Genomic DNA, 12,642 nt, shown 5'->3' on the forward strand with positions numbered 1-12,642 from the left:
GCGTCGCCAGTCACGACGCACCGGGCTAGGACAGGATCATCACGATCACCATGCCCCAGATGGTCAGAAGCGTATTGCCCACCGCGTAAGTCACGGTATATCCGAGTCCCGGGATCTGGCTTTTTGCCGAGTCACAGATCATCCCCAATGCCGCGGTCGTTGTTCTCGCTCCGGCACACACACCGAGCAGGATGGCCGGATGAAAATGGAACACGTAGCGAGCGATGAACATGCCGAGGATCAGAGGAACAGTGGTAGCGAAGATGCCCCACAAGAACAGACCGATGCCGAGGTGCTGCAATCCGGAGACGAATCCCGGTCCCGCTGTGAGGCCGATCACGGCAATGAACACGTTGAGGCCGACCGAATTCATGAACCATACCGTGGGTTCCGGGATGCGGCCGAAGGTCGGATGGATTGCCCGCAGCCAGCCGAATATCAGACCGGCAATCAGTGCGCCGCCCGCGGTCGACAGCGTGATTGGAATGCCCGCGACATCGATGACGATCGCACCCACCATCGCGCCGACGGTAATCGCCAGGCTGACAAACGCAACGTCTGTCAGGTTGGTGGCCCGGTCGAGTACGCCGAGTACTTTCGCCGCGGCGGTCGTATCCTGCGTGCGTCCGACGATCGTTATCGTGTCGCCGCGATGCAACTCCGTACTCGGTAGAATAGGTATTTGAGTTTCCGTGGGGCCCCGTTTGATCTTCCTCAGATAAATGCCGCGCGCAAGCGGCGAGTTTGCAAGTTCCTGCAACGTCTTGCCGTCCACTTCCTTGCTCGTGACATAAACGTCCACGCCCTCCGCGGGGACTGCCAGAAGCTCGGGGTCGTCTACTTCCGTGGCCCTCGCCTTGCGAACGGCGACCAGCTCACCGCCTGTCTCGTCACTCGTGCCGCTTGCCCCGAACACCGCGACGAGCTGGTCCCGAGGACCGGCTATCGCCACCACATCGTCGGCCTGCAGCACCTGATCGAGCGTGGCTTCGGAGACGGTGCCCCCACGCCTGATCCGTTCGATATACAGGCGCATCCCTTTCGGCTGGAGCGCTTCGAGCTCACTGACGGTCTTGCCGCAAGCCGGGCTTCCCGGCAAGACCCGATAGGCACGCAGTTCGTACCGGTGCCAGGCCTGGTCTGCACCACCCATTTCTTTCGTACCGCCCAGACTGGCCTCGTACTCCTTGCATGCCGCAACCAGGTCAATGCGCAACAGCTTCGGCCCGAGAGTCGCGAGGATCACCGCGGAGCCGATCGTGCCAAAAATGTAAGAAATGGCGTAGGCGGTCGGCATCGCGTCCAGCAGTGCTTTCGCCTGATCGGGTGGTAACGCAAGCCGATTGATGGCATCCGTCGCAAGCCCCATCGACGCGGAGATGGTCTGCGAGCCGGCGAAGAGTCCGGCCGCCGATCCGATGTCGTAGCCGGCCAGTCTGGCCGCGATAACCGCCGCGCCTAGACACAGCAGACATTGCACCACAGCAAACAGTGCCTGCGGCAAGCCGTCTTTGGCAATGCCGCGCACAAACTGCGGCCCCACCCCATAGCCCACGGCGAACAGGAACATCAGGAAGAACACCGACTTGACGTTGGGCGATACGGTGATGTGAAGCTGCCCGATTGCGATGGCAGCCAATAGCGTCGCCGTGACGGCACCCAGACTGAAGCCCTTGAAGCTCTTTCCGCCGACCCAATACCCAATTCCGAGTGACAGGAATATCGCGATCTCGGGATAGCGCTGTAACGTTCCAGCTAGCCATGCCATGGTAGCCCTCGTCTGCAGTTCACCCATTGACACCGATGTGCGAGCGGGTGCATTGATAAACGAATTGTGGTCGCCAGTCTTGATTGAGAAATATTCCCGTCTCTCAAATCGGTATCTCCTGTACTACAATGATTCCTCTCGCGGTACGAAACAATACGACCTTGGTCTCACAGACATACCCCTGCCTGGATTTTCCGAATACTCCAGATCTTTAAGAGAATGGAGTGATGGAAAATGACAGAAAGAAGTCACCGGATATTCGCCCGAAGCACGGCAACGGCGCTCCGAATGATTCACGCATAGCGGGCTGGGCATCATCGCAATGGAAGGCGAGCGCATTGATTGCAGCCTGGTCCGGCTGTTCAGGCGAGACCCTCTGCAAGTGGATTTACCAGAACGAAATGAAGCATCGGGTGCGACTCGCCTTCACCTCAGGTTCTTGCTCGTTCGACATACCAGTTGCCGACTTCGATAGCGAGTTCGTGACTTGGCAGTCGCACCCGGTTCATTGAATTCCCCCGCGGCGGGGGACGCCTCCGCCAGCTCATTGCCTCAGTATCTTCCAGAGGCCGTTGCCGTGCTTACAAACGGTGGGCATCCAGCTTTGCGTCTGGCCCTTTGCGATAGCCACGAGCGTCGTCGTCCGACAGGTTCGATCGCCCTTGTGCGAGGTATCGTGCGGAGTCACCGTGCCCTTGATGGATACGGGGTTGCCGGTGCCCGCGTTGTTCCATTCCAACGTTTCACCATCCTTCTTTGTCTCAAGCGCGGTCTGCGCGGCGTCGTTAAGTGCTTTCCGGTCAGCTTCCCTCATGTAACTGATCGGCGTATCTTTCAGGAAGTTCAGGTTTCCAGCGTAGCCGACAGTCGCTCCGGCCAGCAGAGCCACACCTATCAACCAGTGCGGTAGAACGTGTATCGCAACGCGAGATTGGGCGGGCATCGGTGTATCTCCCTCAATAGCGGATCCGGAAAGCAATAGCATTGCCCTCGGCGCTGGCACGACAAAAACAGCGATAGCGTCATGCAGATGCGCTGAGAGACACGGCCTCGCGGCCTCATCCAACCGCTGCCTGCTCTATCCGTTGATGTGAGCGGCTGCATCGGTTCCGTCGGTCATACTTTTCGTGAATGGAATTCGTCGACGAAGTCCGCGACCTAGTTGCACCGATCGATGAGACCGAGGCGATCTTCGAGACCCTCGGCGCGAAGCATATCTCGCACGTCTCCGTGCGCGGCGACCACTTTCATCTCTATCGCGGCTGTCTGAAGTGCTTCATGCAACGTCTTGAGCATTCGCGCGCCCGCCAGATCGACAACGGGCGACGCGGACAGGTAAAGATCAGGAGTCTGACCGGCTCAGCGGTGGAGCGGATCTTCAGCCAGACTATCTCGCGCACGTGTCTCGCCGGTGAAATTGACCAATGAACTGAGACGCAGCAACCACGCAATGAGGCACATGCCAGCTATCAGCACGGCCGTTAGTGCGGCGATCGAGGCCCAGCGCGGCGGATCGCCAGCCGCCATTGCAGCTTATAGGTGAGCCAGTGCGATACCAATCGGACCTTGGTCTTAGATCATCGATCTCAGAGACTGACGAGGCGCCGAACGGCAAAAATACGACCTTAGTCCGATTGCGCGCGGTATGACGGGAACGCAATGATAAAAGCCAACCTGCCGTTGTTGCACACACATCGCCCAGCGCGAGATCCCGGCAGAATTGCCATGACGGTGTCGGTTACGGGCTCGCATTCAGGTGACCGGTGACCGGTGACCTGCATTAGCGTGGGCTCAAGCAAGGAGCTGCCGTGAATACGTTAACGAAGTACTGCGTTTTTGCCACTTTAGCCGCATTGATATCAGTTGACGTCGCCGCGCAGGGAAAGCCAATCGCTTATCCCGCCAAGGGTCAAAGCCAGCAAAAACAGCAGCAGGACGACGGAGCATGTTATTCGTGGGCCAAGACTAACACCGGAGTCGATCCAACTGCCGTGGCCAACGCCCCGCCGCCGCCTTCTGGACCGGCAGTGGGCGGAGGCGAACGCGTTCAAGGCGCGGCGCGTGGCGCGGCAGGCGGAGCGGTGATCGGAGCCATAGCCGGTGACGCAGGAAAAGGCGCGGCGGTCGGCGCCACGGCCGGAACGATGGTCGGCGGCTCACGCGCCCGGCAAAACCGGCGCGCTGCGTCGGCATCGGCGCAGTCGCAGTCGCAAGGCGCCATGGACACCTTCAACCGTGCCTACGCTGCTTGCATGGAAGGTCGTGGCTACACGATCAAGTGAGCGGCATCGTAAGGGCAACGCGACGCGCGTCCGTCATGAAGGAAAAGGCGGCCAATCAGGCCGCAAAACACGATGCGCGTATGCGTCAAAGGACAGCAGCATGAGAGACAGCAAGCTCACCATCGTGGCGACGCTCGTGGCTCTCACCAACACGGGGTTCGCACAGACGGAGCCACCCTCTGTGCCAGCTACCCGGCACGGGGCATGAGAGGCCTTCCGTCAAATCAGCAACCGCCCGGCTTCCGTCAACATGCTGCGGACCGGCAGAAGGTTGCTACGCTGAAAGCGCACCATCGCGTAGGCGCGCATCGTCTCCGGACTCGCAGGCAAACGGGCTATCCGAAACTCTATTTCTTCTGCCGGGCGGATGCCCACTTCCTCCACGATGACGTTCAACCGGTCCAGCCGGAATGTCTTCTTCAAGATGTAGAAATGCGAGTCCGGTGACGACAGCACGCCGCAAATCACATCCAGTTCTCGCTCCAGCGCTTCGGTCTTCAGGCCCAGACTCGCCAGAGCCTGATTGTTCTCTTCGATGCGCGCCTGCAGGCGCATGGCTTCCGCTGGGTTGCACGACGCTTCGCTGCCCAGCAGCGAGCGCACCCCGGCCCCCTGCCGTTCGAGCAGTGCAAGACGTGTCCTGAGCAGCGCCCGCTCCTGTTCGAGCGAACCACGCCGTGACTCGTCCGCCTCGATTTTGCTGATTCCCTCGAGCGCAAGCTGGTCGACGACCCGCAGCACGATTTCCCGCCGAAGCGCTGCTTCCGACACACCGCAAACGCGCACCTGATGATCGCTAAAGCTGACCGTCGTCTGCACGACGTCGGTCCGGATCGTTGCCCCATGTTGCGCCACGCCGAGAATGCTCTTTTCCATGATGGCCATTCCGAGCACGGCGAAGGCTTCCTCCGCCTCAGGGTGATCGCGGAAGTAGGCGCGCACTGCCTCCGAGTGGCTAAAGACCGCGCAAACATCATCAGGCGCGGCAAAAAAAGCGTGAATGTACGGATCCGTTGTCCAGGCAGCCGCGCTTGCTTCACACGCGGGGGGCACCTCTTCCGCGAGGCGCGTCAGATAATCGATCGCTTTGCGCACTGCGGGCGCCATACGTGCCTCGTAGTCACGCGCGAGACGCAATTGCGGACTGAGCTTGACGATCCGATCAACGATTTCCTTCGTCTGCTGGACATCGCCTTCTTCAGGTGTGCGTTTTCCGGTCAACAACCACGACAGCAGACCCATGTTCCGCTCCAGCCGATATCTATGATTCGTCACGCTCAGGAAGAAGCAGCGCGGTGATCGTGCGGTTCTTCCAGTACATGTTGTGGACACGCGTCTGCAGTTTTCGCAGGCCGTCGGCAGTCACATCGTTGAAGATCACCAACGCCGCCGGCCGCGAGCCCGCACCGGCTATACGGCGGATCTCACTGCACTGAGGAAATCCGTACCTTATCAAGAACTCGCTGATTTCCTCATCAGAGACGGTTTCTTCCACATTTCCAAGCAGCAGTTCAGCCATGATGGTCGCTCCTTGCCAGTTGCCCTAGGCCATGATGTTCAGTCCGCCGTCGATATACAACGTGGAGCCGGAGAGCCGTCGCGCATACGGCGTGGCCAGAAACGCGCAGGTGTAGCCCACGTCCATGATGTCGACCACTTCGCCCAGCGGCGCACGATGTACGGCCTCGTTGAGCAGCAACTCGAAATCCTTCAGGCCCGAAGCTGCGCGTGTCTTGAGCGGGCCGGGAGAAATGGTATGCACCCGTATGCCCTTTGGCCCCAGCTCAAATGCCAGATATCGCGTACAGGCTTCGAGGGCCGCCTTGACCGGCCCCATCACGCTGTAGTTTGGCACGACTTTGTTCGCGCCGTAGTAGCTCATGGTCAGCATGGTTCCGCCGTCTTTCATTAACGGCGCGGCAAGGCGCGCCATGCGTACGAACGAATGGCAGGAAATGTCCATTGCGCTCAGGAAGCCGTCGCGCGAGGATTGCAGCAGTCCGCCATGCAAGTCCTTTTGCGGCGCCCATGCCACGGCGTGAACGAGGATATCCAGATTCCCCCACACCTTGTCGACCTGCTCGAAGACGGCCTCCAGTTCGCCGTCATGCGTCACGTCGAGCGGCATGAAAATCTCTGCGTTGAGCGCCTGTGCAAGCGGTTCCACGTAAGGCTTGGCCTTGTCGTTCGCGTAGGTGAGCGCGAGACTGGCCCCGAGCTCATGAAATGCCTTTGCACAACCGTACGCAATCGAATGCTCGTTGGCGACGCCCGTGACCAGCGCTCTCGCCTCCTTCAGGATCAACCGCGGTTGTTCGATCGGCATGGTGGAACTCCTTCATAGAAAGCCTGCGATGGACAATGTTCGCGATGCTTGCCCGGGTTTCCGTGGTCCGCCAGTTAGCTTCACAACGCCGAAGCACCGGTAACAGACTGCGTATGCCGGGCGATCATGAGTTCCTCGTTGGTTGGAATGGCCCACACCGATACCTTGCTCGAAGGACGGCTGATCAACGGGCCGCCGGCCTGATTGGCCGCGTCGTCCAGTTCGGCTCCTAGCCACGCCGCGTCACGCACCACCCGTTCGCGAATCGCCGCCGCGTGCTCGCCGACGCCGGCCGTGAACACAAGGCCGTCGATACCCTGCATAGCCGCGGCAAGACTGCCGAGTTCGCGCGCAATCCGGTACGTGTAGACGTCGAGCGCAAAGCGCGCATGCGGATCGGTGCTCGCCAACAATGTGCGCATGTCGCTCGAGACACCCGACATGCCGAGCAGACCTGAGCGCTTGTATATCAGGTCTGCGATTTCCTGCGAATCCATCTTCAGTTCGTCGAGCAGATACAGGATGACGCCGGGGTCGAGGCTTCCGCAACGGGTGCCCATAGGCAGCCCATCCACGGCCGTGAATCCCATCGTGCTGGCAACGCTCTTTCCCGCGACCATTGCGCACATGCTGGCACCGTTGCCGAGATGCGCCACGACGATACGCCCGCCCGCAGCGGCCGGCGCGACCTCCGGCAGCACGCTGGCGATGTATTCGTACGATAGCCCGTGAAAACCGTACCGGCGCACGCCCCGCTCCGCAATCGACGCAGGCAGTGCGTATGCCTTCGAGGTTTCCGTCTGCGTGTTGTGAAACATGGTGTCGAAGCAGGCAACTTGCGGAATCTCGGGGCGCAATTGCGCGATGATCCGAATCGGTTTGAGGTTATGCGTCTGATGCAGCGGTGCAAGCGGGCTGAGGCATTCCAGTTCGTCGATCACGTCGGGCGTCGCCATGACCGCCCTGGAAAATCGCTGGCCGCCGTGCACGACCCGATGACCGACCGCAATCAGGCGATGCCCCTCGCCATGGCTGCGCAGAAAACCTGCGAGATACTCGATTGCGCCAAGATGACCCAGTTGGTAGTCGGTGCCCCATTCCTCGGTATCCACGTCGCCGTCCTTACCCGTCGAGCAAAAACGAGGGTTCGTGTACAGCGCTTCGACCTGACCGTGCAGGACCAGGTCGAGGCGAGGCGTTTGCGCGTCGAATGCACTGAACTTCAAGCTGGACGAGCCCGCATTCAAGACCAGGATCACATCGGCCATATCGTCACCCGATTACCTTGCCGGCCTCGCGCCGCGCTTTCGCCACCAGCGCGGCAACCGCACACGACGCGAGACGCGTGGTGACGGAGTCGGCGCGGCTGGTCAGAATGATCGGTACGCGCGCACCGAGAACGATGCCCGCCGCATCTGCTCCAGCAAGAAAGGACAGGCTTTTCGCGAGCATATTGCCGGACTCGAGGTCCGGCACCATTAGCACGTTGGCCCGGCCGGCGACCGGAGAATCGATCTGTTTGATTCGCATGGCTTCGACATTGATCGCGTTATCGAGCGCGAGCGGGCCGTCGACCAGCGCGCCGGTAATCTGGCGCCGGTCCACCATTTTGCAAAGCGCCGCCGCTTCGATCGTCGACGGGATTTTTGGATTGACCGATTCGGTTGCGGACAGGATCGCTACACGCACCTCGTCAAACAGCAACGCGTGTCCAAGATCGATTGCGTTCTGCAGAATATCGACCTTCTCCTCCAGCGTCGGCGCGATATTGATAGCGGCGTCGGTGATGATCAGCGCATGTTCGTACTCCGGCACGTCCATGACGAAACAGTGACTGATGCGTCGCGCGCTGCGCATGCCGGCATCGCGCCGGATCACCTCCGCCATCAACTCGTCTGTGTGCAGACTGCCTTTCATCAATGCCTCTGCCTTGCCTTCCCGCACGAGTTGCACCGCTGCGGCGGCCGCGGCATGGCTATGCGGCGCATCGACGATTGTAAATTCGGATATCTTGATGCCATGCTCCTCGGCGAGCGACTCGATACGCGCGCGCGGTCCGACCAGCAGCGGCGCTATCAAGCCCATTCCGGCCGCCTCCACGGCGCCTGCGAGCGAGCTGTGGTCGCACGGATGCACCACTGCGGTCGGCAGTGGCGGCAAATTCCTGCAGTACTCGATCAGGCGCTCATACTTCGCATGTCTGGGTTCCATCGACGTTTCCCTCGTGGTTCTGCATTGCAACACGGGTCATGTGCGAACCCGGTCGGGCAAGGATCCCTGACGCTTGCGACCGACGCGCGATACGAGCACGGCGCGGATGCGTTCGAGCGCCGCCAGTTGTTCGTCGTCGGGCGCCGAATTCAACACGCGTTCGTCCGCCATGAGCTTTCCAAGCAGTTCCAGGAAGCGCTCACGGTCCTCGACGCGGGTGAGCAACGTCGGCAGTGTCGCAATGGCCGCTTCGGGTTCGTAACGCGCGATGATCTCCTGGACACCTCGTATGCGCCGCCATTGGTCCGCACTGATGTCCGGCAGATAGTCCGTATAGATTTCAGCCAGTTCCTTGCGCATCTCCAGTCGCGCCAGCGGCAAAGACGCACCCTTGCGTGCGAGAAGGAACGCCGCGCGCGCCAGCGCCTCCGTGTAGCCGCCTTCGCTGATCGACTGCAACGCTGCCTGCACGAACGGCGTGTCGCGAGGACCGGTTGTGAGCGTTTCCACATTGGCGCCGTCGGGTGAACGGTCGGCAAGAAACATTGAATACATGTTCGCGTAGATGCCGAAGAAACCGGCCTCGGTCGCCGCATCGCGCATCGCACGGTAGTAGTCGAGCGACGCGCCGATGATTTCCGATCCGGTCTCTTCAAGCTTGCGCCAAGGGTTGTCCGCGGCGGCCGGTTGGCGACTCTCTCTGACCGCCTGCGCGGCCGGGTGCAACCATCCGAGCCAGGGATTCATTCCAGACAACGCCCAGCGCTGAAGCCGGAGTGGATGAAACTCGCGCAACATGCGGGCGCTCGTCTCGTTGGACATCGCCTGCACCACGGGTTGCCCGACAAGTTCGTAGACTCGCTGATTCAACTCCGACAGCGCGGCCACCGCCTCGAACGGCTTTTCGTCCACGCGCCCGAATCGGTTGAAATGCGCGGAGATGTCCTCGAGTCGGCATTCACGGAATTCGACTTCGTATTCCGTCTCCCCGGACCCGCCTTTGACTTCGTTGATCGACATGCCGTAGAGGCCCGGCGGAAACGTTTCGATCGTCTCCAGCACGGAAACGATCTGCTTATGCTCTTTCTTTGCGACCCTTCCGGAGACGAAGATGCCGAGATGGCCAATATCCTCATGCATCAGGCCAACGATCACCTGCCCTCGCGACTTGATCTCTTCCGTGCTTCTGTAGAGGTCCACGACCCAGTTGAACGCTTGTTGAGGGGGCGTGATGTTATCGCCCATCGAAGCGAACAGCACGATCGGCGAACGGATCTTGCGCAGATCGAACGGCTCGCCGTGACCGCTGCTTACTCCCCCCGACCAGAGCTTGTTGCCGACGAACAGATTGCGCGTGATCCACTCGATCTCCTCGCGATTCATCAGGTAATAGCTTCCCCACCAACGCTCGAATTCCAGAAAACGCGCCGGCTCGGTATCGATATTCGCGAACAGGTGGTAATACTTTTCCCAGAACGTGTTGGCTGGGTTCAGATTCTCGAAGTTCTGCACCAGATGGGCCCCGTCGAATTTGCCGTTGCCCAGATCCGCCGCATACGATGCGAGCCACGAGCCCCCGAGAAGGCCGCCGGCGTAGCGCATCGGATTGTCGCCCTCGCCTTCGCTCCAGGCGCCGCTCCAGTACGACATCGGTGCACCGTTGATGACGATGGGACCGGTCTCGTCCGGATCGGAACTCGCAAGCATCATTGCCGCCCAGCCTCCCTGGCAGTTACCGATGACCGCCGGCTTTGGACTCTCCGGATGCAGCGAGCGAACCTTTCTTACGAACTGCTGCTCGGCGCTGCAAACGTCGAGCATCGTCTGGCCGGGCTCGGGATCGCGAAAGAACACCACGAAAAAAACAGGATGTCCCGCGCGAAGCGCGACGCCTGCCTGCGAGTCGTCCTTGAAACCGCCAATGCCGGGACCGTGTCCGGCACGTGGATCAATGATCAAATAGGGACGCTTCTTCACGTCGATATCCACACCTGCGGGTGGACGAAGCTGCAGCAACGCATAGTTGACCGGTCGCTTGAACTTGCGACCGTCGAGCACGATGTCATACTCGAAATGCAGCACCGGCGTCGGACTACCGGCACTTCGTTCGACAAACTCGGTTCCGCGCTGGTATAGCGTGTCCCAGAAGAGAAGCGAGCGCTGCGCGACGTCGGTGACGTATTGCCACGTATGCAGTGGATCAAATGACGCCGGAATAGCACCCTGCGAGCGAATGTCATCCTGATCGCGGCCAAGCGCATCGCCTAGTCGTTCACTCAAATTCTCCTGCGCGACCTGGGTACGCCTTTGCAGCACGCGGGAGATTTTCGCGGCAATGTCCTGACTGCGGGACAACTGCGTTCTTGCGTCCATTCGGCGACTCCTGAAAGGTGCACGAGGCGAGCGTAGCCCCGTGGCAACGAGCGCGGTTCGCGCGCTCTTTTCGCGCCGCCGCCAACATGCTTCCCCGACAGTCGGGTGGTACGCTTTTTCGCGCATGCAAACAGGTTTTGGCGCAACGGCGGAGCACTCGCCGCAGCCTTTGCCGCAATGCCACATGGGAGCGCGATTGCATCAAGCCGCACTATCCGATTTTTATTTTCATGGTGTGGCGACTTCCAATATCTGCCAATCGGACCAAGGTCCTATTCCTCCGTCGGAGGGCGACAGGTAGGCTCGTTGCCTATGCTCTCTCATATACTTCAGGTGCGGGCGCGCGTTCATTTCCACGCGTGATCGCGAGCCCAGGGTCGACAATGAGACGTCGTCCATGCCGTTGGGCGCCAATCCAATACAGCGCACTCGGACTTCTGTTTTCAGTCACCGCCACGTGCGCTCAGGAACTCGAACCACGCACCTATTCTCCGTCGCCCATCGGCACCCACTTCCTGATCGCAAACTGGGCCTATCTTTCAGGCGACGTGCTGACCGATTCTTCGTTACCGATCTCAGGCGTGCAGGCTCGGTTCAACATCTACTCGCTTGGTTATGTCTCGACTTTTAGCCTCGTGGGGCACACCGCATCGTTCGGGATCGCAGCGCCTTTTGCGCGCGGCAATGTCAGTGGAAATGTGATCGATGCACCGACGCAAGTGCATCGCGCCGGCCTTGGCGACATCCGGCTGCGCTTCGCCTTCAATCTTTTCGGTAATCCGCCTTTGCCCGTCGAGGCGTTCATCAGGCCACAGTCGACCACTTCGGTCGGCACGAGCCTCACGATAGTCGTGCCCAGCGGCCAATACGTCGGCTCCCGGCTCGTGAATGTCGGCGCGAACCGGTACTCGTTCAAACCTGAAATCGGCGTATCTCAGCCTTTGGGCGACTGGTTTGTCGATGGGTCCGCGGGAGTGTGGTTCTTCACGAGCAACAATAACTTCTTCGGCGGCAATCAGCGCTCTCAAGCCCCCTTGATGGCGTTCCAATTGCACAGCGGCTATACCTTCCGCCCCGGACTCTGGATCGCAGCCGACTTCGGATACGCCGCTGGAGGCCGAACGTCGGTCAACGATGTGCCGGGTGAGGATCGCCAGGCCAACGTGCGTTACGGTGTCACCTTTTCCTTGCCGATCGCACGAGGCTGGTCGACGAAGCTCGCGTATTCGCACGGTCTTGTCACGCGCGCCGGGGGCAACTTCACGTCCATCGCCTTGACGCTGCAGTACCGCTGGTTCGACCGCTGAAGAGGCCGCGGCGCCTGCGAGTGCAACACGGCCTTGCCAATGGCACGTCGCGCCATTTGCCTTCGGCCAGATACGAGAGGACTCCACGGCATTGCCGGGTAGACACCGAGTGCCTGCTAAAGGCAAGTTGGCTATTACTTGATGTTTCCTGCAATTCGGGAAATCCGATCCCTGACGACACTGATCGCCTGTTTGAGCGCGTACACATCCTGAAAATAGCGCTGCGGTATCCGTATCTGACTGGCGTGTGCATCGATGTCCTCGATTTCATCGCGCCATTGGGTAATCTGGTCCCGGGTCGGTTGCCTGTTTTTCCATATTTCATCTTCCAGCGATTTGATTTCGCGGTACCAAACCGCGAGCCGTCTCTTGATT

At 60.3% G+C, this 12,642-nt stretch carries 12 protein-coding genes and 1 pseudogene; 4 read left to right on the forward strand and 9 right to left on the reverse strand.

Features of this window, described 5'->3' with window-relative positions; translation table 11 throughout:
* Positions 1–25: 25 nt before the first annotated feature.
* The gene (aspT, locus tag P0D73_RS42725; protein WP_408182177.1) at positions 26–1,768 is read right to left on the reverse strand and encodes an aspartate-alanine antiporter; all 1,743 of its coding nucleotides are present in this window, start codon (positions 1,766–1,768) and stop codon (positions 26–28) included.
* 227 nt (positions 1,769–1,995) lie between these two features.
* Here aspT and P0D73_RS42730 point away from each other — a divergent pair, with 227 nt between their 5' ends.
* Positions 1,996–2,280, forward strand: a complete 285-nt coding sequence (locus tag P0D73_RS42730) for a hypothetical protein (RefSeq protein ID WP_408182175.1) — start codon at positions 1,996–1,998, stop codon at positions 2,278–2,280.
* Positions 2,281–2,312: 32 nt separating this feature from the next.
* Here the strand turns inward: P0D73_RS42730 and P0D73_RS42735 are convergent, their stop codons facing one another.
* The gene (locus P0D73_RS42735; protein WP_408435795.1) at positions 2,313–2,711 is read right to left on the reverse strand and encodes an RT0821/Lpp0805 family surface protein; all 399 of its coding nucleotides are present in this window, start codon (positions 2,709–2,711) and stop codon (positions 2,313–2,315) included.
* A gap of 188 nt (positions 2,712–2,899) precedes the next feature.
* On the opposite strand from P0D73_RS42735, the gene P0D73_RS47050 reads away from it, so the two are divergent.
* Together P0D73_RS47050 and P0D73_RS42745 are read left to right on the forward strand one after the other, a co-directional pair.
* The gene (locus P0D73_RS47050; RefSeq protein WP_459252579.1) at positions 2,900–3,196 is read left to right on the forward strand and encodes a hypothetical protein; all 297 of its coding nucleotides are present in this window, start codon (positions 2,900–2,902) and stop codon (positions 3,194–3,196) included.
* 380 nt (positions 3,197–3,576) lie between these two features.
* Positions 3,577–4,050: a glycine zipper family protein gene (locus P0D73_RS42745; protein WP_408435797.1), complete on the forward strand. Its 474-nt coding sequence runs from the start codon at positions 3,577–3,579 to the stop codon at positions 4,048–4,050.
* A 219-nt stretch (positions 4,051–4,269) separates the two neighbouring features.
* Here P0D73_RS42745 and P0D73_RS42750 read toward each other — a convergent pair whose 3' ends face one another.
* From P0D73_RS42750 to P0D73_RS42775, 6 genes are all read right to left on the reverse strand, one after another.
* Positions 4,270–5,145 (reverse strand): hypothetical protein, encoded by an 876-nt coding sequence (locus P0D73_RS42750; RefSeq protein ID WP_408289598.1) that lies wholly within the window; start codon positions 5,143–5,145, stop codon positions 4,270–4,272.
* A 166-nt stretch (positions 5,146–5,311) separates the two neighbouring features.
* On the reverse strand, positions 5,312–5,569 hold the full coding sequence (locus P0D73_RS42755) for an RNA-binding protein (RefSeq protein WP_132383151.1): 258 nt from the start codon (positions 5,567–5,569) through the stop codon (positions 5,312–5,314).
* 24 nt (positions 5,570–5,593) lie between these two features.
* On the reverse strand, positions 5,594–6,376 hold the full coding sequence (gene fabI / locus P0D73_RS42760) for an enoyl-ACP reductase FabI (protein WP_408182164.1): 783 nt from the start codon (positions 6,374–6,376) through the stop codon (positions 5,594–5,596).
* 80 nt (positions 6,377–6,456) lie between these two features.
* A complete protein-coding gene (locus tag P0D73_RS42765; protein WP_408182162.1) occupies positions 6,457–7,644 on the reverse strand; it encodes an acetate/propionate family kinase in 1,188 nt (395 codons plus the stop codon).
* Positions 7,645–7,648: 4 nt separating this feature from the next.
* The gene (locus P0D73_RS42770) at positions 7,649–8,617 is read right to left on the reverse strand and encodes a phosphate acetyltransferase (RefSeq protein WP_408435803.1); all 969 of its coding nucleotides are present in this window, start codon (positions 8,615–8,617) and stop codon (positions 7,649–7,651) included.
* Positions 8,618–8,623: 6 nt separating this feature from the next.
* A complete protein-coding gene (locus P0D73_RS42775; RefSeq protein WP_408435799.1) occupies positions 8,624–10,960 on the reverse strand; it encodes a DUF3141 domain-containing protein in 2,337 nt (778 codons plus the stop codon).
* A 383-nt stretch (positions 10,961–11,343) separates the two neighbouring features.
* On the opposite strand from P0D73_RS42775, the gene P0D73_RS42780 reads away from it, so the two are divergent.
* Complete coding sequence (locus P0D73_RS42780) at positions 11,344–12,267, forward strand: transporter (protein ID WP_408435801.1); 924 nt, start codon at positions 11,344–11,346, stop codon at positions 12,265–12,267.
* 134 nt (positions 12,268–12,401) lie between these two features.
* Here P0D73_RS42780 and P0D73_RS42785 read toward each other — a convergent pair.
* Positions 12,402–12,642 (reverse strand): annotated as a pseudogene (locus P0D73_RS42785) (TAXI family TRAP transporter solute-binding subunit); the annotation flags it as partial.

This window comes from Paraburkholderia sp. RL18-101-BIB-B, assembly GCF_046026985.1.
GTDB lineage: Bacteria > Pseudomonadota > Gammaproteobacteria > Burkholderiales > Burkholderiaceae > Paraburkholderia.